This window comes from Pseudomonas sp. ok272, from assembly GCF_900109995.1.
In the GTDB taxonomy this organism is placed as follows: domain Bacteria; phylum Pseudomonadota; class Gammaproteobacteria; order Pseudomonadales; family Pseudomonadaceae; genus Aquipseudomonas.
In genome coordinates, this window is sequence record NZ_FOCB01000020.1 from 13,124 (window position 1) to 34,326 (window position 21,203).

Annotated in this window: 18 protein-coding genes; 10 read left to right on the forward strand and 8 right to left on the reverse strand. The window is 63.6% G+C overall.

The window, feature by feature from the left end:
* Nucleotides 1-49: 49 nt before the first annotated feature.
* Both ddpX and BMW74_RS22115 read right to left on the reverse strand, forming a co-directional pair.
* Complete coding sequence (gene ddpX, locus BMW74_RS22110; RefSeq protein WP_093426262.1) at nucleotides 50-601, reverse strand: D-alanyl-D-alanine dipeptidase; 552 nt, start codon at nucleotides 599-601, stop codon at nucleotides 50-52.
* A 36-nt stretch (nucleotides 602-637) separates the two neighbouring features.
* Complete coding sequence (locus BMW74_RS22115; protein ID WP_175479282.1) at nucleotides 638-1,492, reverse strand: MurR/RpiR family transcriptional regulator; 855 nt, start codon at nucleotides 1,490-1,492, stop codon at nucleotides 638-640.
* 633 nt (nucleotides 1,493-2,125) lie between these two features.
* On the opposite strand from BMW74_RS22115, the gene BMW74_RS22120 reads away from it, so the two are divergent.
* From BMW74_RS22120 to BMW74_RS22135, 4 genes are all read left to right on the forward strand, one after another.
* The gene (locus BMW74_RS22120; RefSeq protein ID WP_256562645.1) at nucleotides 2,126-3,139 is read left to right on the forward strand and encodes a helix-turn-helix transcriptional regulator; all 1,014 of its coding nucleotides are present in this window, start codon (nucleotides 2,126-2,128) and stop codon (nucleotides 3,137-3,139) included.
* Between the two features lie 155 nt (nucleotides 3,140-3,294).
* Entirely contained in the window at nucleotides 3,295-5,163 is a 1,869-nt protein-coding gene (locus BMW74_RS22125) for an amidohydrolase (RefSeq protein WP_175479283.1), read from the forward strand.
* A 20-nt stretch (nucleotides 5,164-5,183) separates the two neighbouring features.
* Nucleotides 5,184-6,929 carry an amidohydrolase gene (locus BMW74_RS22130; protein ID WP_093426264.1) on the forward strand — a complete coding sequence of 582 codons (1,746 nt, stop codon included), beginning with the start codon at nucleotides 5,184-5,186 and terminating at the stop codon, nucleotides 6,927-6,929.
* A gap of 119 nt (nucleotides 6,930-7,048) precedes the next feature.
* Nucleotides 7,049-7,789 carry a TorF family putative porin gene (locus BMW74_RS22135; protein WP_093426265.1) on the forward strand — a complete coding sequence of 247 codons (741 nt, stop codon included), beginning with the start codon at nucleotides 7,049-7,051 and terminating at the stop codon, nucleotides 7,787-7,789.
* Between the two features lie 403 nt (nucleotides 7,790-8,192).
* Here the strand turns inward: BMW74_RS22135 and BMW74_RS22140 are convergent, their stop codons facing one another.
* From BMW74_RS22140 to BMW74_RS22150, 3 genes are all read right to left on the reverse strand, one after another.
* Nucleotides 8,193-10,412, reverse strand: coding sequence for an LTA synthase family protein (locus BMW74_RS22140; protein WP_093426266.1), 2,220 nt, complete (start codon nucleotides 10,410-10,412; stop codon nucleotides 8,193-8,195).
* A gap of 237 nt (nucleotides 10,413-10,649) precedes the next feature.
* Nucleotides 10,650-11,117, reverse strand: coding sequence for a GNAT family N-acetyltransferase (locus BMW74_RS22145; protein ID WP_093426267.1), 468 nt, complete (start codon nucleotides 11,115-11,117; stop codon nucleotides 10,650-10,652).
* A 358-nt stretch (nucleotides 11,118-11,475) separates the two neighbouring features.
* On the reverse strand, nucleotides 11,476-12,363 hold the full coding sequence (locus BMW74_RS22150; RefSeq protein WP_093426268.1) for a LysR substrate-binding domain-containing protein: 888 nt from the start codon (nucleotides 12,361-12,363) through the stop codon (nucleotides 11,476-11,478).
* Nucleotides 12,364-12,474: 111 nt separating this feature from the next.
* Here BMW74_RS22150 and BMW74_RS22155 point away from each other — a divergent pair, with 111 nt between their 5' ends.
* The 4 genes from BMW74_RS22155 to psrA are packed head-to-tail and all read left to right on the forward strand — an operon-like array spanning nucleotide 12,475 to nucleotide 16,080.
* Nucleotides 12,475-13,344: a phosphate/phosphite/phosphonate ABC transporter substrate-binding protein gene (locus tag BMW74_RS22155; protein ID WP_093426269.1), complete on the forward strand. Its 870-nt coding sequence runs from the start codon at nucleotides 12,475-12,477 to the stop codon at nucleotides 13,342-13,344.
* Nucleotides 13,341-14,138, forward strand: a complete 798-nt coding sequence (gene phnC, locus BMW74_RS22160; protein WP_093426270.1) for a phosphonate ABC transporter ATP-binding protein — start codon at nucleotides 13,341-13,343, stop codon at nucleotides 14,136-14,138. The genes BMW74_RS22155 and phnC overlap by 4 nt, the downstream gene beginning before the upstream one ends.
* A complete protein-coding gene (gene phnE / locus BMW74_RS22165) occupies nucleotides 14,138-14,959 on the forward strand; it encodes a phosphonate ABC transporter, permease protein PhnE (RefSeq protein WP_093426271.1) in 822 nt (273 codons plus the stop codon). Before phnC ends, phnE begins: the two co-directional genes overlap by 1 nt.
* Nucleotides 14,960-14,988: 29 nt before the next feature.
* Nucleotides 14,989-16,080: an iron-containing alcohol dehydrogenase PsrA gene (gene psrA / locus BMW74_RS22170; protein ID WP_093426304.1), complete on the forward strand. Its 1,092-nt coding sequence runs from the start codon at nucleotides 14,989-14,991 to the stop codon at nucleotides 16,078-16,080.
* Nucleotides 16,081-16,592: 512 nt separating this feature from the next.
* Here the strand turns inward: psrA and BMW74_RS22180 are convergent.
* From BMW74_RS22180 to BMW74_RS22190, 3 genes are all read right to left on the reverse strand, one after another.
* Complete coding sequence (locus BMW74_RS22180; protein ID WP_371911849.1) at nucleotides 16,593-17,204, reverse strand: DNA-3-methyladenine glycosylase family protein; 612 nt, start codon at nucleotides 17,202-17,204, stop codon at nucleotides 16,593-16,595.
* A 101-nt stretch (nucleotides 17,205-17,305) separates the two neighbouring features.
* Nucleotides 17,306-18,346, reverse strand: coding sequence for a DMT family transporter (locus tag BMW74_RS22185; protein ID WP_093426273.1), 1,041 nt, complete (start codon nucleotides 18,344-18,346; stop codon nucleotides 17,306-17,308).
* Nucleotides 18,347-18,355: 9 nt separating this feature from the next.
* Nucleotides 18,356-18,790 carry a nuclear transport factor 2 family protein gene (locus BMW74_RS22190; RefSeq protein WP_093426274.1) on the reverse strand — a complete coding sequence of 145 codons (435 nt, stop codon included), beginning with the start codon at nucleotides 18,788-18,790 and terminating at the stop codon, nucleotides 18,356-18,358.
* Nucleotides 18,791-18,957: 167 nt separating this feature from the next.
* Between BMW74_RS22190 and BMW74_RS22195 the strand changes: the two genes are divergently transcribed.
* Together BMW74_RS22195 and BMW74_RS22200 are read left to right on the forward strand one after the other, a co-directional pair.
* The gene (locus tag BMW74_RS22195; protein WP_093426275.1) at nucleotides 18,958-20,079 is read left to right on the forward strand and encodes an aromatic ring-hydroxylating oxygenase subunit alpha; all 1,122 of its coding nucleotides are present in this window, start codon (nucleotides 18,958-18,960) and stop codon (nucleotides 20,077-20,079) included.
* A gap of 61 nt (nucleotides 20,080-20,140) precedes the next feature.
* Nucleotides 20,141-21,112: a PDR/VanB family oxidoreductase gene (locus BMW74_RS22200; protein WP_093426276.1), complete on the forward strand. Its 972-nt coding sequence runs from the start codon at nucleotides 20,141-20,143 to the stop codon at nucleotides 21,110-21,112.
* Nucleotides 21,113-21,203: the final 91 nt, after the last annotated feature.

The following is a 21,203-nucleotide window of genomic DNA, read 5'->3' on the forward strand; positions in this document are numbered from 1 at the left end:
GTCCAAACAGTGTCGCCAGCGATGAACCACGGTGGTTTCGTCGGCTGTGTTACGCGTGCAGCAAGGGGTAATCGTCGGCGTTGGGCAGCTCGTAATGCCACCATTCCGTGGCGATCGCCTGGAAGCCCGCGCTGAGCATCACGCCCAGCAACAGCAGGCGATTGTGTTGCACGGCGGCGGGCAAGTCGGGGTAGAACTGATGGGAGGTTTCTTCCATGGCGTCGAAGGCGGTGCCCATGTCCAGGGGCTGGCCGTCGCTGCCCACCAGGGTCAGGTCCACCGCAACCCCGCGGCTGTGGTGCGAGCCCAGGTGCGGGTCACGCACGTAGTCGCCGTTGGGCAAGGCTTCCCACAGGAGAAATTGGGCGTAGGGCGGGCGATAGGCGTCATAGATCAGCAGGCTATAGCCGGCCAGGCGTGCCAGTTGACTGGCCTTGCGCAAGCAGTCGGCGGCATCGCGGTGCAGTTGGCAGCGAGCCGTGGGGTAGATCACTTTGCCGGCCAGGTTGTCGGCGGTGGCGTAGATCATTTCGATCTGCACCTGATACTGCTGGGCATCGATCTCGACGAGGGGGCTTTGGCTTGTAACGCTCTGGTTCACACAAACACTCCAGTGGTGATTCGGTGGGGCGGGGGATCAGCCTTCGAACTGGCCGAAGGCTTTTTGCAGTTGACGGTTCTTGGCCAAGCGCTCATCCAGGTGCTCGCCGTATCGCTCCGCGACAGCCGAGACCATCAGGTTCAACAGGCACGCCAGGGGCGCGGGGGAGTCCCAGAACTGGCCGACATCGGTTTTGATCTGCAACAGGTCGAGCGGGTAGTCCCGCGCCCACGGGCATTGCAGGTCGGTGATCAGCGCCAGGGGCAAGCCGTGATCCACCGCCGCGTCACAGAAGGTCTGGGTCACGCTGGAATAGGCGCGAAAGTCGGCAATGAGTGCGTAGGGATTGGCGAAGCCCGAGTTCAGGGTCTCGGCATAGATGCCGGACAGGCCGTCGACGTAGTAGACCTTGGGGCGGATGTACTCAAGGTGACTGTGAAAGGCGGTGAGGATCCCGCGCGTGGACTGGATCCCGAGGATGAATACCGCGTCGGCTTCGTGGATGCGCTGCACGATCTGGTCGAAGGCTTCGCTGCGGGCCAGGCCATAGACTTGCTGGATGGCCTCGACTTCGCGATGCATCGAGCGTTCAAGCGCGTCGTCCTGGGTGTTTTCCGCGCGGAAGGCGGCGATGCGGTCGGTGATCAGCCAGGAGGTTGGCGCTTCACCGCGCAGGCTTTGCTTGACCTCATCGAGGTTTTGGTAGCCCAGGGAGCGCAAGAAGCGCCCGACCGAAATGCCGGTGGTGGAGGCCTGCTGCGCGATGCTGTCAGCGGACTCGAACGGCAGTTGTTGCGGATTGCCCAGCAAGTAGCTGGCGATGCGCTTCCCGGTGGGGGTCAGGTTGGAGAACTCGTGTTCCAACAACTGAAGAAAGCTGTTCTTTTCCATGGGGATACGGGCGCACCGAGAATTTGATTGTTATTGGTATGTCATTATTTGGCTGCGTGTTATGAACATAACATTGGTGTTCAGAGTAATACAATGGGTTTTTAAGCAGGCTGTGGGGGAGGCCTGTTGGTGGGAGGTTTGCGCTGGTGTCGTTCAGCCCTGTTGGGGATGGCGGCCTACCAGTCGACTTGGCTCTTGCGGATGTACCCAGGTCCAAATTGTGGGAGCGAGAGCGGCAAGCCGGTCTCGCTCCCACAGGAATCTGGGTTGAGCCCGTAGGAGCGAGGCTTGCCCGCGAACCGGCCAGTCCATCCAACATCAATGTCGTCAGGTTTACCGCCTTCGCGGGCAAGCCTCGCTCCTACAAGGAATTGAGCTGCCCCCGGATGTGTGTTCGCCGTGGACCAGGGTGGGAGCGGGCTTGTCGGATCGCCGCACCGCCGCGATGGCGGCCTACCAGTCGACCTGTCCCTTGTGGAGGTACCCAGGTCCAACTGTGGGAGCGAGAGCGGCTTGCCGGCGAAGACGGTCTATCCGCCGACCTGTCTCTGGCAAGACTGCCGCAGTAGACGCTGTTGCGCCGCCTGTGGCATCGTCCCGGCCACAAGTCACGCAGTGGATGGGGTTGGTGCGATGTTGGTGGGCGATGCGAGTGCAGCACAGGTGTCGATGGAAACCCTCAAGGCGTTCAACCAGTGTGTGCTCCAGTTGGCTTGGCTCGCTCGTGAGCGCGGTGGGTCGCATTTTATTGCTGATGGCCTGCAGGCCTTTCGGGCGCTGGTGCCGTTTGCGTCGGCGTGGTGGGGGGAGATGTCCGGGGCGCCGACCGGAGCGTCACCGCAGAACTGGATGCATGGGCGAATCGACCTGCCGCCCTCGTTTGTCACGGAGTGGAGCGAGGTGGCCAGTCTCGACGTTTTCGCCCAGGACACGCTGGCGTGCCAGGGCGAGGTGGTGCGTGACTTCGGGTTTAACGATCCCAACGGCGAGGTCAACGCATTCGCGCGCCGTCATGACCTCTATTACCTGATGTGCATCAGCTTCGAGTTGCCCGAAAGCGGCTTGTACTTTTATGTCTGTCTGTACCGTGGCATCGAGGATGTCGCGTTCACCGAGCGTGAGGCCGAGTTGTTTGCCGCGTTCTGCGACCACCTGCTGCAGCTGTGGCGGTTCCAGGTGCAGGACATGATTCGCTTCGACACCGACAACGGTGCCAGTGATTTCGCCGTGGCGCGCCTGGACGGCAGCTTGCTGTACATCGGCGCCACGCTGTGCGAGGCGATTCAGCGGGAGTTGCCGCTGTGGGGGGGCTCGCTGTTGCCGCAGCAGATCGTCGATCAACTGCCCAAGGCGCCCTGTGTGTTGCGCCTGGGGCGCTGCGCGCTGACCCTGAGTCCGAACGCCGAGCACATCATTGTGTCGTTGGAGGCGCCCTCCGGTGGCGTCGCGCTGCCCCCGCGCGAGCGGACGGCGGCCATGTTGTTCGCGGCCGGCCACTCCTATAAGGAAATCGCCAAGATCCTGGTCCTGAGCCCAGCCACCGTGCGTACCTACTTGCGCAATTGCTACCTGCAACTGGGGGTCAAAAGCAAAGTGGAGCTGGGATCGGCCCTGCGTATATCGGCCTTGGATGCACGTCGCGATTAGATACGTACACATCGTATTGCGACATCTGGCCTGACCCCTCCTCATTTGCGGAGGGCCGTTCTCCCGCCGTGCTCTATAGGGTGTGCCCTGTATTCCAAAGGGGGCACGGTCATGCCAGTAGCCCCGCCATAATAATAAGCATTGGGGTAGGGTCGTTGAAACTTTCCAGACTTTGCGTCGCGATTGCCGCGACAACCGTGTTCGCCAGCGTGGCACTGGTGGGGTGCAAGACCTCCACCGCCACCCCCGCCGACCTGGTGATGCGTAACGGCTACGTCTACACCGTCGATGGCCAGAACTCCGTGCAGCAGGCGATTGCGGTCGTCGGCGGCAAGATCGTGTATGTCGGCAACGACGAAGGCGCTACGGCCTACATCGGCCAGCAGACCCAATTGATCGACCTGGCCGGGCGCATGTTGATGCCTGGCTTTATCGACGCGCACATGCACCCCGCAGAGGGCGGGCGCGCCATGACCCTGTGCGACTTGAAGTACCAGGCGATGACCCGGGGCGATTTCCAGAAGGCCATCCAGGCGTGCCTGGATGCCGACCAGGACAAGGGCCCGGATGTCTGGCTCGAAGTGGGGAGCTGGGACCGCATGGGCATGGGCGGGCTGGACGCCGACCCGGACAAGACGACCCTGGATGCGCTCAAGACCCAGCGCCCGATTCAAGTACGCTCCACCGACTTCCACACCGTACTGACCAACTCTCGCGGGTTGGCGATGGCCGGCATCGACAAGCACACCGCCAACCCGCAGGGCGGCAAGTTCATGCGTGATCGCGCCGGCAACCCGACCGGGATCTGCGAGGACAATGCCGCTTTTGCCATTGCCGCGGCCGTGCCACCGGTCACCGAGGCGCAGAAGCTGGTGCAGACCCGCGCTGCACTCGATGCCATGCGCCAGCAGGGCGTCACCAGTTTCTTCGACGCGTTCTCGGGGCCTGAGAACGCCAAGGCGTTCACCACGCTTCAGCAGTCCGGCGACCTGACCGCCCGGGCGTTGCTGGCGATCAAGCTGGACGCCGGCACGGCAGCGGTGGACCCGGCCAAGACCATCGCGCAAGCCAAGGCGTTGGCCAGCACCTACGACCAGGGCGCCGAGCAACCGGCTCCGGGCGTGAGCATGCGTCACGTCAAGCTGTTCATGGACGGCATCATCAACGCCCCGGCCGATACCGGCGCCATGCTCACCCCCTACCTGCAGAACAGCGGCACCGCGTCCGCCCCCCAGTGGACGCCTGGGCACAACCTGGGCGAGTTGTACTTCTCGGCGCAGGTGCTCAATCCGCTGCTGCTGCAAGCGGTCCAGGCCGGATTCGATCCGCATTTGCACGCCACCGGCGAGCGCGCCGTGCGCGATGCGCTGGACGGTGTGCAGTACGTGCGCCAGCAACTGCCCGGTCAGGATTTCCGCCCGGCGATCGCCCACGCGGAAACGGTGGACCCGGCCGACTATGCGCGCTTCAAGGCGCTGGACGTCACCGCCACCATGTCATTCCAGTGGGGGCAGCAAGCACCGTACACGCTCGACGACACCCGTGATCACCTGGGCGCCGCACGTGCTTCGCGCATGGAGCCCTCGGGCGAGATCAGCCGTGCCGGTGGCCGCGTGGCCTATGGCAGCGACTGGCCAGTGGACCCGCTGGACGAGTTCCTCGCCCTCAAGGTTGGCGTCACGCGCTCCGGCGACCCGCAAAACCCCCACAGCTATGGTCCCAAGTACGCGGGCCGGCTGAACCAGGGGCCGGCACTGTCGCGCAGCGATGTGTTGCGCGCCATCACCTTGAACGCGGCTGAGCAGTTGCGCCTGGAGAAAGTCCTGGGCTCGGTGGAAGTGGGCAAATTTGCCGACGTGATCGTGCTGGACAAGAACTTCATGCAAGTGCCCGAGGATCAGCTGGCGCGCAACAACGTGTTGCTGACCGTGGTCGGCGGCAAGGTGGTATGGGCCAAGGCTCCGTTTGTCGGGGGGGACGCCAATGCGATGCCCCAGGCGTCCATTTCTAAGATTGCCCAGTAATAAGAAGAGAGAGAGCTGCAATGCAACGATTTATTCCCAACCTGTTGGCAGCCGCGCTGGCCCTGACCTCGGTCCACGCCATGGCCGCTGCCGACCTGGTGCTGGTCAACGGCAAGGTGTTCACCGCCGAGCCCGGCCAGGCATTGGTCCAGGCCGTCGCCGTACAAGATGGCAAGATTCTCAAGGTCGGCACCGACGCCGAGATCAACGCCCTGGCGGATGACAAGACCCAGCGTATCGACCTGGCGGGCAAGGTGTTGATGCCGGGCATGATCGATACCCACAGCCACCCGATCATGGGGGCGTTCGACAGCCTGCGTGCCAACTTGTTGGACGAAGTCAAACCGCTGCCGGAACTGGAACAGTGGATCATCGAGCAGGACAAGGCCGGGCGCGCCCGTGCCGGTGATGTGATCAACATTTCCGGGACCAGCTCGGCCTATTGGGAAAAGAGCCGAGAACTGGGCAAGGTGTTCAACCAGGGCCGCTGGGCCGATCAACCGCTGGTGTTTACCGGGATCGACGGCCATACCGGCTGGGCGAACAACGCCATGCTCAAGCGGGTGAAGATCGACGCCGAGACCGTCAAGAACCTGCCGGTCAATGAGCGCGGCTACATCGGCCACGAGGCGGACTTTACCCCGAACGGCTACTTTGCCGAGTCGCGCTGGGACCAGGTGCGCAACGGCCTGCCCGCGCCGAGTGAAGACGCCATGCTCAACGCTGCCCGTGAGGCGGTGAAGATCAACAACCAGTTGGGGATCACCGCCTGGATGGACGCGGCGGCGAACGCCAATGGCGGTGAGGACTCGCTGTTTGATTTCACGGCCACCGACAAGAGCGTCGGCTCGTTGCCGCTGTACCGCACACTGTCCGAAAAGGGTGAACTCAGCGCCCACGTCGCGGCGCTCATGCTGACCAACTCCAAAAGCCGTCCGGCGGACCTGGAAGTCGTGGCCAAGGTGATGAAAGAGTTCGACGGCGTGCCGAACCTGACCTTCCCGGGGATCAAGATCTTTGCCGATGGCATTCTCGAGTTCCCGGGGCAAACGGCGGCGGTCATCGTACCGTACAAGAACAGCCACAAGAACGGTCAGTTGCTGATCGATCCGGCGCACTTCGGTGAACTGGTGGTGGCGGCGGAAAAACGCGGCTGGATCGTTCACACCCACGCGGTCGGTGACCGTGCGGTGCGCGAGACCCTCAACGGCATCGCCTATGCGCGCAAGCTCAGCCCGACGCCTGTGCCCCACAGCATCGCCCACTTGCAACTGGTCAATCCCAAGGAGTTCCCGCGCTTCAAGGCGCTGGGCGTGATCGCGTCCATGCAACTGCTGTGGGCCACCGGCGAGAGCTACACCGTCGAACTGGTCAAGCCTTACATCAGCGCGTTTGCCTACGGTTATCAGTACCCGGCCAAGTCCCTGCATGACGCCGGTGCGACGATTTCCGGTGGCAGCGACTGGCCGGTGTCCAGCCCCAACCCCTTCAACGCCATCGCCCAGGCCAGCACCCGCAAAGGTCCGCTGGGGGTGTTGAACGCCAAGGAAAGCATCGACCGCCAGACTATGTTCTATGCCTACACCCTCAACGCGGCCAAGACCCTGCGCCTGGACAAGCAGATTGGTTCGCTGGCCCCCGGCAAGCAGGCTGACCTGATCATCCTTGACCGCGACGTGTTCAAGGTCAGCGACGATGAACTGTTCGAGACCCAGGTCCTGAACACCTTCTTCGCCGGCAAGCAGGTGTACGCACCCGAGTCCTGATCTGAGTCTTTTACGTTTCACGCTTCACGCTTCACCGCCGGCCCCTTCGCGCATCGAGGGGGGCGGCACCGCTGTGCCCGCCATTCCCCCATAAATTCATACAAGAACAAGGGTTTCGCATGAAAGCACTATCGATTCTGGCCTTCGCAGGCCTGGCATTGGCCCCCCTGACGTCCTACGCCGTGGCGCTCAATGACGACTTCAGCCTGGAAGCGACGCTGGGTGTCGTCAGCGATTACCGCAGCCGGGGCATTTCCCAGAGTCAGGGCGACCCGGCGATCCAGGGCGGCGCGATGTTGAGTCACATCAGCGGCCTGTACGTTGGCGCCTGGACATCGAGCGTGGACTTTGGCGCGGGTACCAAGACCCGCCAGGAGCAGGACTACTACGCGGGTTACTACTGGCAGGCAACAGAGGATATCGGCCTGGATGTTGGCTACATCAAGTACGTGTACCCGAAGAATGCCGACTTCAACCTCAGTGAGGTGTATGCCGTGCTTGACGTCTACGGCGTGAAGCTGGGGGCCAACTACTCAAACGATACGCCGAACTATTTTGGTAATGACCAGGACACGCTGTACACCTTCCTGAGCTACAAGGTGGCGTTGCCGGAGGAGTTCGGCCTTGATTTGCACGTGGGCCGTAACGACACCAAGGATGAGGCGTATTTGTCCAGTAATGGCGATACCCGCAATGCTTACTATGAGTGGGAAGCCAAGCTGAGCCGTGACTTTGTGGGTGTGACGTGGGGCCTGAGTTACATCGACACTGATTTGTCGAAGAGCGAATGCGCCAGTTGGAACGGCTACGACGATCTGTGCTCGGCAACGCTGGTGGCCAGCGCGACCAAGACGTTCTGAGTCTGACGACAACCGCTCTGCAGTGGTGAGCGAGCTTGTGGGAGCAACTGTCTTAGCCACGCCGCTCGTCACCGCCATCGCCGGCAAGCCGCTCTCGCGCCCACCGGAATCTGGGTGAGCCCGTAGGAGCGAGGCTCGCCCGCGAACCGGCCAATCCATCCAACATCAATGTCGCCAGGCTTACCGCCTTCGCGAGCAAGCCCGCTCCCACAGGTTTGTGGTGTGGCGAGGATCGCATTTACCCCCGGGATCCTTGTGTGGGCTTGCTCGCGAAGGCAACCTACCCGCCGACCTGATTCCCCAGGTGTACCCAGGCCCACTGTGGGGTGAGCCCGGCTTGCCAGCACAGGCATCGGATCACTCAGCAAACAGCGGACACCACCGCAAGGCGTAGCGCCATGTCTCAGGATGAGGCCTCGGCGTGGGCGATGCTTTCATCGATGGCATCGTCCAGGATGTCTTCCTGCCCGGGTGTCTGGGTGATTACGGTGAAGTCGCTGACTTCCACTGCGCCCAATCCATAACCCAGCAAGTGGAACGAGAACGCTTTGCGTGATTCTGGGTTGTCGAAGCTGAAGTCCAGGGTCAGCGGTTGGTCGGCGGTGACTTGCATCTCGGCCGGCAGGCCCAGTTGCACTTCTTGCTCAAACTCCTTGGCCTTGAGTTGGATGTAGGTGGTTTGCTGCGTATCGACGGCTTTGACGGTCAGGCGTACGCGGGTCTGGGTGCCCTTGGGCATTTCCAGGTACTGCGCGCCGATCAGGTTGTCGGCCCAGTCGTCCTTGATCTGCGCGTGCAGGGGGATGATGTTTGGGCTGCCGAACTGGTAGCGCAGGTTCAGCGCCGAACTCAAGAGCGTGCGGTCCAGCCCCTCGGCCCGGGCGCTGATCTGACGGGCGCGCTGGCCGCCATACTGGCCGGTCAGGGTCGCGCGGTCGGCGATGAAGCCGGGGCTTTGGTAGTAGCGGCAGCGCTGCTGGAAGTCGCACTCGGTGTAGGTGCCCTGGCCATCGTGATAGCGCAGCTTGCCGTTAGTGAAGGACATGATTTCGCGGCCGGTGGTGTAGTCGCGAAACAGCGAGCGACCGCTGAGGACCGACGGCACCGGGAAGTCGAAGTAATCGAGGATCGAGGCGCTCAAGTCAACGTGGCCGTAGACGCCGGCGTTGAGGTGGGGCAGCTGCGCCTGCTCGGGCGCCAGCACCAGGTTGAAGCCCCATGAGGAGGCCAGGCGCACGCCATCGATGCCGTGGGATTCGTCGGAGGTGATCACCACCAGGGTGTCCTTGAGCACACCTTGTTTCTCCAGTCCATCGAGGAACTGCCCCAGCGCGTCATCCAGGTAGCCGACGGCGGCCTGCTTGGGCGTGTCGTAGCGGTCCAGGTACGCTTGCGGCGCGGAGTAGGGCTGGTGGGTGCCGACGGTCAGCAGGGTGAGCATCCAGGGTTTTTTCTCGGCCTTGAGCTGGCCGACATAATCCAGGGCGCCTTCGAAGAAGGCCTTGTCGTCCTTGCCCCAGGGGAAGTCCAGGTAGTTGGCGTTGGTGAACCAGTCCAGGCCCAGGGTGGTGTCGAAGCCGATGTGCGGCATGATCTTGTCTTTGGCCATGAAGCGCAGGCCGGCACCCTGGAGGTAGTGGGTGGTGAAGCCATTCTTGTGCAACTGGGCCGGCAGGCACGCCTGGTTGCGCTCATGCTGGGTCAGCATCTCGACGCCCTTGGGGGTGCCGTTGTCCAGTTTGTCGTAGTCGCCGCAGAGCATCGCGTACAGGCCGCGAATTGTCTGGTGGCTGTGCAGCACGTAATCCGGGGTGTTCATGCCGCGCTCGGCCCAGCGGCTGAGGTTGGGCATGAGGTTTTCCTGGTAGGCGCTGTGCAATGCCTGGCGGTTGGCCTGGACGTAGGCCCCCGGAATACCTTCCAGCGCGACGATCAGCACGTTGCGCGCACGCCCCGGTGCCGCCAGCTGTTTTTGCCCGTCGAGGTCGAGTTGGGTCAGCCCGGCCATTTGCGGTGGGGTCTCGACCACATCGCCCTGGAGCCAGTCTTCGGCGCGGGTCTGCACATCGCCGACGGCCCCGGCCAGCAAGTGATGGGGCAGGTTGAACAGCCGCCATTCGTCGGCATCGCTGGGCATCAGGTGTTGGGCGCCCCAGTGCGCCACCAACAGCAGCAGCGGCGCGCTCCAGGCCAGTCGCGGCAGGCGCGGGGCAGGTGTCGCCCGTGCGGTCCACTGGGTGGTGAGCCAGGCCAGCAGGCCGAGCACCAGGATGACGGCCAACCAGGGCTGGGCGAAGCTGCCACTGGTGGATTTCTCCATGAACTGCGGGTCGACCAGGTAGTTCAGGTCGGCGGCGCTGGGCATCCGCCCGACGGCACTGACCAGTTCCGCGGTCGCCAGGGTGAAAATGCCCCACACCAGCAGCACGGGCAATGCCAGCCACAGCGGCCGCCGATGCAAGAGGACGATCAGCAGGCTGCCAATGGCCAGGTCTGACAGGTAGCCAAGGGGAGTGGTCCAACCCAGCGCGGTCCGCAGGCCCAGGGGGATGACCAGCACCAGTAGGGTGAGGGCGATCAGGCGGGCATGGCGGTGGTGGAACCAGCGGCTAAGGATGTTCACAAAAAAGGCTTCCAGACATGAAATCGTCACATAAATGTGCGCGATGGTATCAGTGCTGTAGGACGTCGGCGGAAAAAATGACGGGGCAGGGGGTTGCGCGGTGCTGGCCTTGTCGCCTGGGCGGGGATGGCATCTAGACGATAAGGCCTGTGCTAGAGCGCGTCACGGACGATCAGAACGCTCGTGCTGAAGAGTGTTTCAGGCTGTTTAGTCAGGTGGCGAATGTATGGCTCGCCTTCAAATATCGCGTTGCATCTTCACGATCCCGATCGACACTGGGCTGTTGCCGCGACTGAAGGCGCCTTCGCCGATCTTCTGGAACCCATGGCGCGCGTAGAACGCTTCGGCGGTCAGGGTGGCTTCCAGGTACACCGTGGCGGCCCCCGATGCGCGGATGTGCTCGATGGCCACGTCGAGCAATTGGCTGCCGATCCCACGTCCGGCGCCATCGCCACGGATGAACAGCTTGCTGACCTCATTGCCCTCGATCTCGACGAAACCGAGGATTTCATCGCTGTGCACCAACCACACCCAACCCTGCTCGACGGCGTCGCGGTAGGTGGCAGGCGAGCGCCCGTCCAGCCACATGTTGATTTGCTCGGCGCTGTACTCCCGGGTGCACAGATGCTCCACGGAATGGCGGTGGGTTTGAAAGATGCCGTCCAGGTCATCCAGGGTGGCAAGGCGTACGGGCAGGGTGCGCATGGGGACTCCTTTTCCTTCAGGCAAGGGCCAGGGTGATGGTGCTGGACGCATGATGGCACTGTGCTGGACGCGCTTCAAATACGCAGATGGCGGGGGCTTCTGATCGGTATTTTTCTTCGCGATCTGCCCCTGTCCCGGAGCAGATCGGCGTCTCACAATAGGTTCATGTATCTAAATGTGTATCGCGGGAGGCCCGATGTTGAAGATGGCGATTTTTCTCGGTGGGTGCCTCGCCTTGACACTGTTCATTGGGGCTCTGGCAACCATTTCTCCGCTGTAGGCACCGGCGCCAGCGGCGCATTGTTGATCGCCAGCCGTTGCATGCGCGCGATGCCTTCGGGCGGATAGGTAATGGCCATCAACCTGGCGACGGCACACGGTCTTGCCGTGGCGTTTGGCTGGCGCCCACAAACGAGCGAATGATCTGGCTGGCGCTGCGTTCGGCCAGGTAATACAGATAGGTTTGCGTGCACACCGGCTCGCCCTGGATGCTGATCGCCTTGATGCGCGGGTCGGCAATGAACTCGGCCTCGGACACCGCGCCGATGCCGATGCCGCGGATCACCGCCTCGCGCAGGGCTTCGCGGCTGCCGATTTCCATGACGATGCGCGGGGCCACCTCGTGTGCGGCCAGGACTTTCTCCAGGGCCAGGCGGGTGGTCGAGCCGCGTTCGCGCCGCAGGAACGCTTGCCCCTGCAACGCGTGCAGCGGGATGTCGGCGTGGCGCGCCAGCGGGTGATCGACATGGGCGAACAGGATCACCGGGTGCTCGGCGTACAGCTGCGCGCAGAACGCCGGGTCTTCATGCAGGCCGGCCAGCACGCCGACATCGGCGCTGTAGTTCTCAAGGGCGGTGAGGATCGAGGCCGAGTTGCCGATGCTGATGGCGATGTCGATCTGCGGGTACGCGGCCCGGTAGGCGTCGACCATCTCGATCACGTGGAAGGGCCCGACGGCGCCGATCTTCAATTGGCCGCGGTTGAGCTTGCCGGAGTCGCGCAGCAGATTGAACGCTTCCAATTCCAGCACCCCCAATTGCTGGGCAATCGGCAGCAGCAGGCGACCGGCTTCGGACAGTTCCAGGCGTCGCCCGCGACGGTGGAACAGCTCGACGTTGTGCTCGCGTTCCAGCCCCTGAATCTGCGTGGTCGCCGTCGGTTGGCTGATCCCAATGGCGCGGGCCCCGGCACTGAAGCTGCCGTGGCGCGCAACGGCGAGGAACGTGCGCAGTTTGGTGGTGGACATCTATAGCTTCCATCAATGGTTGGCTGGGCAAAGCCATATTGAATCGATGCTGTGACTGTCACATGACAGCCATAGGGTAGTGGCATTCCAACCACAACCGCCGGGAACGCCATGAAACCGCTCACTCAGCTACTGCGTTTGTTCAGCCTCAGCCTGTTGCCGCTTCTGGTGACTCAACCCGCACTGGCCCAGGACACCCTGCGCATCGGCCTGATCCCCTCTGAAGATTCACAGTCGATGATCACCAGCAGCCAGCAGGTGATTGCGGACCTTGAGCGCAAGCTCGGCATGCCGGTCAAACCCTTCGTGGCCACCGACTACAACGGCGTGATCGAAGCCCTACGCGCCGGCAAGCTGGACGTGGCGTACCTCGGCCCGTTCTCCTACGTGCTGGCGCATGAAGTGGCCGGGGTCGACGCCTTTGCCGTGGCGGTCACCAAAAAGGCCGGCAAGAGCGCCTACCACAGCCAGATCGTGGCGCGCCGCGACAGCGGCATCAACACCCTGGCCGACCTCAAGGGCCGCACGTTCGCCTTTGTCGACCCTACGTCGGCTTCCGGCCACCTGTTCCCCAAGGCCGGTATCGAGCGTGCGGGCTACGTACCCGACGCTCTGTTTTCGCGGGTGATCTTCTCCGGCTCCCACGACGCCAGCCTCCTGGCGGTGGTCAACCACAAGGTCGATGCCGCCGCCGTGGCCGACCGGATCTTCGCCTCGGCAGTCGCGAGCGGGCAGGTCAAGCCGGACGAACTGCAGGTGGTCTGGTCCTCGCCCGATATCCCGGAGTCACCGATGGTCTGGCGCAGCAACCTGGACCCGGTCCTCAAGCAAAAGATCGCCGAGTCGCTGGCCTCGATCAAGGACGTGCCATGGGGCGACCAGGGCATGCTCAATGGTTTCCAACCCACCACCGACGCGGCCTATGACGTGGTGCGCGAGACGGCCAAGGTGCTTAAGCTCGACTTGCGGAGCCTGAAATGATCCGCGTCCAGCAACTGACCAAGCGCTACGGCGACAACGCGGTGCTGCAGGGCATTGACCTGCAGATCGCGGCTGGGGAGTTCGTGGTGATCCTGGGGCAGTCCGGCGCGGGTAAGTCCACCTTGCTGCGCTGCATGAACCGCCTGGCCCGGGCCGACAGTGGGGTGCTGGACATCGCCGGGATCGATGCGATGCAGGCCGGTGACCAGCGCAACCTGCGGCGCCAGGTGGCGATGATCTTCCAGCATCACAACGTGGTGCCGCGCCTGTCGGTGCTCAAGAACGTGTTGACCGGGCGCCTGGGCTCGGTGTCCAGCCTGGGCTCGTTGCTGCAACTGTTCAGCCGGGCCGACGTGGCCCTGGCCATGGATTGCCTGCGCCGCGTGGAGTTGGAACACAAGGCCCCCGCGCGCACCGACTCGTTGTCCGGTGGGCAGAAGCAGCGGGTGGGCATCGCCCGGGCCTTGGCCCAGCGGCCCAAGGTGATCCTGGCCGATGAACCGGTGGCCAGCCTCGATCCCAAGACCGCGCGACTGGTCATGCAGTACCTGCGCGATGCCACCCGGCAACTGGGCATCACCGTGGTGTGCAACCTGCATCAGGTCGACCTGGCCTGTGAGTTTGGCGACCGCATCGTCGGCCTGGCCCACGGCCGCCTGGTGTTCGACGGCAACCGGGACACCCTCGATGCCGCCGCCCAGCAGCGCATTTACGCGGGCGCCGAGTCGGTTCACGGCGACCCGCTCGATGCGCTGCCAATTGCCTTGCGCTACGCCAACGGGAGCCCCGCTTGATGAATACGCCACGCGGTTATCAATGGATGGTCGACACCCCCGACACGGCCCGGGGCTGGTGGCGCACCGGTGTCCTGGTGCTGGTGGTCCTGGGCGTGCTGCACTGGAGTGCCGAAGGCGCGCAATTGAGTTGGGGCGAGTTGAGCCAGGGCTTGCCGCAAATCGGCGACTTCATCCAGCGCTCGCTGCCGCCGGACCTGAGCATCTTGCCCAAACTGTGGCAGCCCGCGGTCGAGACCTTGCAGATCGCCCTGTGGGGCACGTTGCTCGGGGTGGTGCTGGCGGTGCCGCTGGCGTTCCTCGCGGCGCGCAACCTGCACGGCAATCGCTGGCTGTATGCCGGGACGCGGCAACTGCTGAACGTGATCCGCAGCATCAACGAGCTGATCCTGGCCCTGGTGTTCGTCTCGGCCGTTGGCCTGGGACCGTTCCCCGGTGTACTGGCCTTGGCCCTGCATGGCGTGGGGATGCTCGGCAAGTTCTTCGCCGACAGCATCGAGGAGATCGACCAGGGCCCCATCGAAGCCTTGCAGGCCACCGGCGCACGGCCGCTGCAGGTGATTGTGTTTGGCGTATTGCCCCAAGTGATCACGGCCTGGATCGCGGTGCTGCTGTACCGCTTTGAAGTCAACCTGCGCTCGGCCACGGTGCTGGGCATGGTCGGCGCCGGGGGCCTGGGCTTTGAACTGGTCGGCAGCCTGAAGCTGTTCCGCTATCAGGAAACGGCCACCTGCATCCTGGTGATTACCGTGATGGTGGTCCTCGCGGACCTGGTGTCCAGCCACTTGCGCCGGCGCATTCAAGGCGACCACCGACCATGACCATTGCGCAACACACCAAGGAGACCTGCATGCCTGGCCACTTCCATAACCCGGTTGCGACCTGCTTCGGCAGCGGCAGCCTGCAGCACCTGCGCACCTTGACCGAGGCCCGGACGGTGGCCTTGGTGACCTTCGCCGAGGCCCGGAGCCTGGGGCTGGTGGATCGGGTCAAACACCTGCTGGGCGAGCGCCTGGTCTACATCATCGAAGACGTGCAACCCAACCCCGATGTCGCTCAACTGCGCGGCACCTACGAGCGGTTCTGGGCCGAGGCGGGGGACTGCGACATGGTCATCGCCCTGGGCGGCGGCAGTGCCATCGACACGGCCAAGGCGTTGATCGTCGGCACCGCGTCCGGCCAGTTCGATGAGTTGCTGGGGCTGCTGGCCCTCGGGGAGTCTTTTGTCCCGGTGCGCAGCAAAGCGCTGATCGCCGTGCCCACCACCGCCGGCACCGGCAGCGAAGTGACGCCCTGGGCGACCCTTTGGGATACCGGGCAGCAGAAGAAGTACTCACTGCACCTGCCTTGTACGTGGCCGGTGGCGGCGATTGTCGACCCGGACCTGATGCTCACCGTGCCGGCGGGCGTTACCGTGTCGACCGGGCTGGATGCGTTGTCCCATGCGTTGGAGGCGATCTGGAATGTGAATGCCAATCCGTTGTCGGACACCTTCGCGGTGTCGGCCATCGAAGACATCCTCGATTGTTTGCCGTCATTGCGCGCCGATTTGGGTTGCAAGGTGTTGCGTGGGCGCATGGCGTTGGCGGCGCTCAAGGCGGGGATGGCCTTTTCCAATACCAAGACGGCCTTGGCGCATTCGATTTCCTATGAGATGACGTTGCGCCACGGTGTGCCCCATGGGATTGCCTGTTCGTTCAGTTTGCCGCTGGTGTTGGGGTTGGCGTGGGGACGCGACCGGGGCCGCGATCAGGTGTTGCAGCGGGTGTTTGGCGACGATCTGGGGCAGGCTCAGGCGCGGTTGCGTGGTTTTTTGCATGGCTTGGGGGTGAAGACGGAGTTTGCTGATTACGGTGTGCCTGAGGCCGAGGCGCGGGCGATGATTGCTAGCGCGTTGCAGGGCGCGCGGGGGAAGAATTTCATTGGTGCGCAGGCGGCCTGATAGGCGGCTTGGTTCTGGCGGGTGGTGTACATATCCGTTGCTGCAGGTGTGGCTACTGTTGGTTTCGCCCTGACGGTCGAGTTCCTTTTGTCAAACGCCACAAAAGGAACCAAAAAGTCTCGCCCCGAGCGTTCGGCCCCTCGCTAAGGCTCGGGGTTCCTTCGCTACGGTATCCCTCTGGGGTATTGCCCTCCGGTTTGCTTCGCTGCACCTCCATGCAATGTGTTCGACTGCGTCGAACGGCGCTTCGCGCCAGTCCCCAGAGGCATACCTCCGCTCAGCCTGCCGATGGGGCGGGTGGATCAAGAGCCAGATCAAGATCAAGAGCTGCAGGCGAGCTAACGCTCGGCCTGTTGAGTGGTGAAGGGCGGAGTGGGGTGGTTGGGTGTACCCAGATCCCTTGTGGGAGCGGGCTTGCTCGCGAAGACGGTGTGTCAGCCGGCCTGTCTCTGACGGACGTACATCAATCCCTTGTGGGAGCGAGCCCGCTCGCGAAGACGGCCTACCCGTTTTCACCCCTTCGGCACCCGCCACAGGTACCACGCGGCGACGGTGCGGTGGGGGCTCCAGGTGTGGCCCAGGTCGATCATGTGTTGGCGGCTGAGGGGTTGCGCCAGGCCCTTGAGGCGGCGGTAGCCGTCGCGTACGCCGAAGTCGTCGGCGGGCAGGATGTCCGGGCGTTCCAGGGTGTAGATCAGCAGCATTTCCACGGTCCAGCGGCCGACGCCACGCAGTTGCGTCAGGCGGGTGATCAGTGAGTGGTCGTCCATGGCCTGGGCGGTGGGGTGGTCGGGTACGGTGCCGTCGAGTGTGGCTTGGGCGATGCCATGCAAGGTGTTGATCTTGCGCGCCGAGAAGCCACAGGTACGCAGCCGCTCGGTGTCGCTGTCGAGCAGTTGTGCGGGTGTGGGGAAGGTCTGTCCGGGGAAGAGTGCGAGCAAGCGCCCGACGATCGCATCACCGGCGCGGGCATGCAGTTGTTGGTAGGCGATGGCGCGGACCAAGGCCTGGTAAGGGTCGCGGGTTGGCTTGGGTTCGTGCCGGCAAGGACCGATGGCCGCGACATGCCGTGCCCAGTCATCGTCAATGGAGGCCAGGAAGTGGCTGGCGAGTTCGTAGGGCATGGGCAGTCCGAATGAGCCGTTTGGGGCGCGGTGAGTAGATTAGTCGTCTATCGACGGCGTCGCACCCGGTGGCTTGCGGTTGAACAGGCGGCAGCCGGGCTTCAATGTCGGTGCCGGTGATGGATGTCCGGGAAGTGCGGGTGGCTGTGGCGGATCGGCAAATGCTGATGCTCATGGCTATGGGGCTCGGTCCCGTCCCACTCGAATGCATGCTCGTGTTGGTGGTGTTCATCGTGCACGTGCCGATGGCTATGGATCAGGGGCGCGTGCTGGTGTTCGTGGGTATGGTTCTCCAGCAGGTGAATTGACACCCCAACGGCCATCAGCAGTGCCGCGATGCCGAAGGTCAGCGACACCGGTTCGCCCAGGATCAGGATGGCCATGGCTGCGCCTAGAAAGGGCGCGGTGGAGAAATAGGCCCCGGTGCGGGCCGTGCCCAGGCCACGCAAGGCCAGGACAAACAACACCAGGCTGATCCCATAGCCCAGGAAGCCAACGGTGAAGGTCGGCAGTAACGTGGCGATCCCCGGCAGTTTGGCACCGAGTACGCCGGCAATGATGCAGTTGACCGACCCCGCCGCCAGCCCCTTGGTGGCGGCGATGAACAGCGCATCGGAGGCCGAGACGTTGCGGGTCAGGTTGTTGTCGATGGCCCAGCAGGCGCACGCCAGGGCGATGGCCAGCGGTCCGATCCAGCTGTGCGCCTGCGCAGGGCCCTGGGGCCAGGCCAGGATCACGCCGCCGGCAACGATCGCCAGCATGCCGAGTACGATGCGTCGGTCAGCATTTTCCTTGAACACCAGCCAGGCCAGCACGGCCGTCAGCACCGACTCCAGGTTGAGCATCAGCGAGGCACTCGCCGCCGACGTGCGCGTCAGGCCGTACATCAGGGCCACCGGCCCCAACACGCCGCCAAACACGATGGCGCCGATCAGCCACGGCCATTCGCGGGGTTGCAAGCCGCTGGCCTGCCAGCCGCGGTCGCGGATCAGGCGCACCACGATCAAGCCCAGGCCACTGCCCAGATAGAGCAGGCCAGCCAACAACACAGGCGAAACGCCCACGCCCAGCGCCTTCGCCAGTGGCGTGCTGGCGCCAAACAGTGCCGCGGCGCCCAGGGCGTAGAACACGCTGGTATTCATAGCGCTCGATTACCGTTGAGGTGTGCTGGACGCCAGGTACGCGCCCAGACGACGGCCCATCTCTTCACCCAGCGCCTGCAAGCCGCTCATGGGGCGGACCATCACTTCAAACTCGACAATCTTGCCCTGTTCATTGAAGCGGATCATGTCGATGCCCTTGAGTTGCTTGCCGCCGACCGTGGCGCTGAACTCCAGCACCACGTCCAGCCCGTCGGCGCTCGCCAGTTCACGGTGGTAGGCGAAGTCCTGGAACACCTGGCTCACGGTGTTGAGGATCATCGACACCACCGGCGCGCCCGGGTACGGCGTGTGGGCCATGGGCGAGCGGAACACGGCGTTCGGGTCCAGCAACGAGGGCAGGGCGCCGAGGTCGCCGGTGGCGATCATCGTGTGCCATTGCTGCAAGGCCGCGGCGGCCTTGGGGTGCAGTTTCAGTTCGGACATGGTCGAACCTCGGGTTTTTGTTGTGGAGGACCTGGCCGGCATCGTAGCGCGATCCTTGACCAAATGATCGACAGCCATTGCGTTGCGGGAAGTATTTTGCGAGCATCTTGTAAACCAATAGTTTCTGTTAGCTATGGGTTTACAAAAACAACAAAGAGGATGCCATCGTGAGTACCATCGCCAAGCTGCCTGCCGGTTTTTGTGACAACCACGACGAGGCCTTCACCCTGCCCGCGGCGTACTACACGCAGCCAGAAGTGTTCGAGCGCGAAAGGGCAGCGATCTTCGCCAAAAGCTGGATCTGCATCGGCCACGGCAGCGAAGTCGCTGAGAACAACGCCTACATCACCCGCGAAGTGGCGGGCGAAAGCCTCATCGTCGTGCGCGGTCGCGATGGGCAGTTGCGCGCGTTCTACAACGTGTGCCCGCACCGTGGCCATCAACTGCTGACGGGGAGTGGCAAGGCCAGGAACGTCATCACCTGCCCTTATCACGCCTGGGCGTTCAAGCTCGATGGCGAACTGGCCCACGCGCGCAACTGCGAGAACGTGGTCAATTTCGACAAGGACAACGCCAGCCTGGTGCAACTGCGGGTCGAGGCGTACGCCGGTTTTATCTTCATCAACATGGACAACGACGCCGGCTCGGTGGAAGCGCAACTGCCCGGTCTTGAGGCCAGCATGCGCGCCGCCTGCCCGGTGATCGACGACCTGCACCTGGCGGCGCGGTTTGTCAGTGATACGGCGGCCAACTGGAAGTCCATCGTCGACAACTACCAGGAGTGCTACCACTGCGCGCCGGCCCATCCGGGGTTCTCCGATTCGGTGGATGTCAGCCAGTACACCCACACGCTGCACCCCAACTGGTCGGTGCAGCGTGGGGTGGCCAAGTCTTCCGAGCGCTCGTTCACCTTCGATGAGTCGGGCACGGGCGGCCAGTACGCCGGCTACTGGATCTGGCCGTGCAGCATGTTCAACATGCCACCGGGCGGCAACTTCATGACGGTGATCTACGAGTTTCCGGTGGACGCCAACACCACGCTGCAGCACTACGACATCTACTTCCTGAACAAGGACATCACCGCCGAGCAGCAGACGTTGATCGAGTGGTACCGGGACGTGTTCCGCCCCGAAGACCTGCGCCTGGTGGAGAGTGTGCAAAAGGGCCTCAAGTCCCGTGGTTATCGCGGCCAAGGGCGGATCATGACGGACCGCCAGCGCAGTGGCCTGAGCGAGCACGGTATCGCCCACTTCCACAACCTCATCGCCCGCACCCAGCACACTGGCTGAGCCGGGTGGATGTCCCTCGAGCGCCGGTCGGTGGCGCTCATTGCTGTGAGTGAGGTGAGTGATGGTCAATCCCTATGCGTTGTTCGCCGTGAAGGTGATCGCGGTCGAACAGGCCGCCCCGCGGATCAAGCGGTTTACCCTGGCGCGTGAAGACGGCCAGGCACTGCCGGCCTTTACCGGCGGTAGTCACATCATCGTGCAGATGCAGGGCGCGGACGGGCGCCAGCACAGCAACGCTTACTCGTTGATGAGCGACCCCTTCGACACCCGCCATTACCAGATCGGCGTGCGGCTTGAGGAACAGTCCAAAGGCGGCTCGGCCTTCATGCACCAACAGGTGGCGGTGGGCAGTACGCTGATGATTTCCGCGCCCAACAACCTGTTCGCCCTCGACCCGGGCGCCCAGCGCCACGTGTTGATTGCCGGCGGGATCGGGATCACGCCGTTCCTGGCGCAGTTGTACGAGTTGCAGGCCAGCGGCGCCGACTATGAGCTGCATTACGCGTTTCGCAGTCCGGAACACGGGGCGTTCCACCCTGAATTGGGCAACGGGCCGCATGCCGCGTGCACGCGGTTCTACATCGACAGCCTGGCCAGCCGACTGGATATCAAGGCCTTGATCGGCAGCCTGCCAGCGCACGCCCATGTCTACGTCTGCGGCCCACGGCCGTTGATCGAGGCGGTGATCGAGACGGCGCGCGACCTCGGGGTGGCGGATCAACGCGTGCACTGGGAACAGTTCGCCGCCGCCCCGATCACCGGCGGTGCGTTCACCGTGACCCTGGCGCGCTCCGGTGTCGAGTTGCGGGTCGAGGAGGGCATGAGCATTCTCCAGGCCATCGAGCAGGCCAAGGCGGCGACGGTCGAATGCCTGTGCCGCGAAGGTGTGTGCGGGACCTGCGAAACCCAGATCCTGCACGGTGAAGCCGAGCACCTGGACCAGTACTTCAGTGACGAGGAGAAGGCTGCGCAGAAAAGCCTGTTGATTTGCGTGTCACGGGCCAAGGGCGCGTCGCTGGTATTGGACCTGTAGCCACAACAAAACATCTGCGCGCTACTCCCTCAATCGGTACGCCGGGGGATTTCCTGCGCCTGGCGCCGCGAAAAGTTGCTAAATTGGCGCC

Bases quoted from the DNA above. Each gene is read 5' to 3' on its own strand.
- BMW74_RS22115 (WP_175479282.1), bottom strand. From the start codon at position 1,492: ATGGAAAAGAACAGCTTTCTTCAGTTGTTGGAACACGAGTTCTCCAAC.
- BMW74_RS22120 (WP_256562645.1), top strand. From the start codon at position 2,126: ATGTTGGTGGGCGATGCGAGTGCAGCACAGGTGTCGATGGAAACCCTC.
- BMW74_RS22130 (WP_093426264.1), top strand. From the start codon at position 5,184: ATGCAACGATTTATTCCCAACCTGTTGGCAGCCGCGCTGGCCCTGACC.
- BMW74_RS22135 (WP_093426265.1), top strand. From the start codon at position 7,049: ATGAAAGCACTATCGATTCTGGCCTTCGCAGGCCTGGCATTGGCCCCC.
- BMW74_RS22145 (WP_093426267.1), bottom strand. From the start codon at position 11,117: ATGCGCACCCTGCCCGTACGCCTTGCCACCCTGGATGACCTGGACGGC.
- BMW74_RS22150 (WP_093426268.1), bottom strand. From the start codon at position 12,363: ATGTCCACCACCAAACTGCGCACGTTCCTCGCCGTTGCGCGCCACGGC.
- BMW74_RS22155 (WP_093426269.1), top strand. From the start codon at position 12,475: ATGAAACCGCTCACTCAGCTACTGCGTTTGTTCAGCCTCAGCCTGTTG.
- phnC (WP_093426270.1), top strand. From the start codon at position 13,341: ATGATCCGCGTCCAGCAACTGACCAAGCGCTACGGCGACAACGCGGTG.
- phnE (WP_093426271.1), top strand. From the start codon at position 14,138: ATGAATACGCCACGCGGTTATCAATGGATGGTCGACACCCCCGACACG.
- psrA (WP_093426304.1), top strand. From the start codon at position 14,989: ATGCCTGGCCACTTCCATAACCCGGTTGCGACCTGCTTCGGCAGCGGC.
- BMW74_RS22180 (WP_371911849.1), bottom strand. From the start codon at position 17,204: ATGCCCTACGAACTCGCCAGCCACTTCCTGGCCTCCATTGACGATGAC.
- BMW74_RS22185 (WP_093426273.1), bottom strand. From the start codon at position 18,346: ATGAATACCAGCGTGTTCTACGCCCTGGGCGCCGCGGCACTGTTTGGC.
- BMW74_RS22190 (WP_093426274.1), bottom strand. From the start codon at position 18,790: ATGTCCGAACTGAAACTGCACCCCAAGGCCGCCGCGGCCTTGCAGCAA.
- BMW74_RS22200 (WP_093426276.1), top strand. From the start codon at position 20,141: ATGGTCAATCCCTATGCGTTGTTCGCCGTGAAGGTGATCGCGGTCGAA.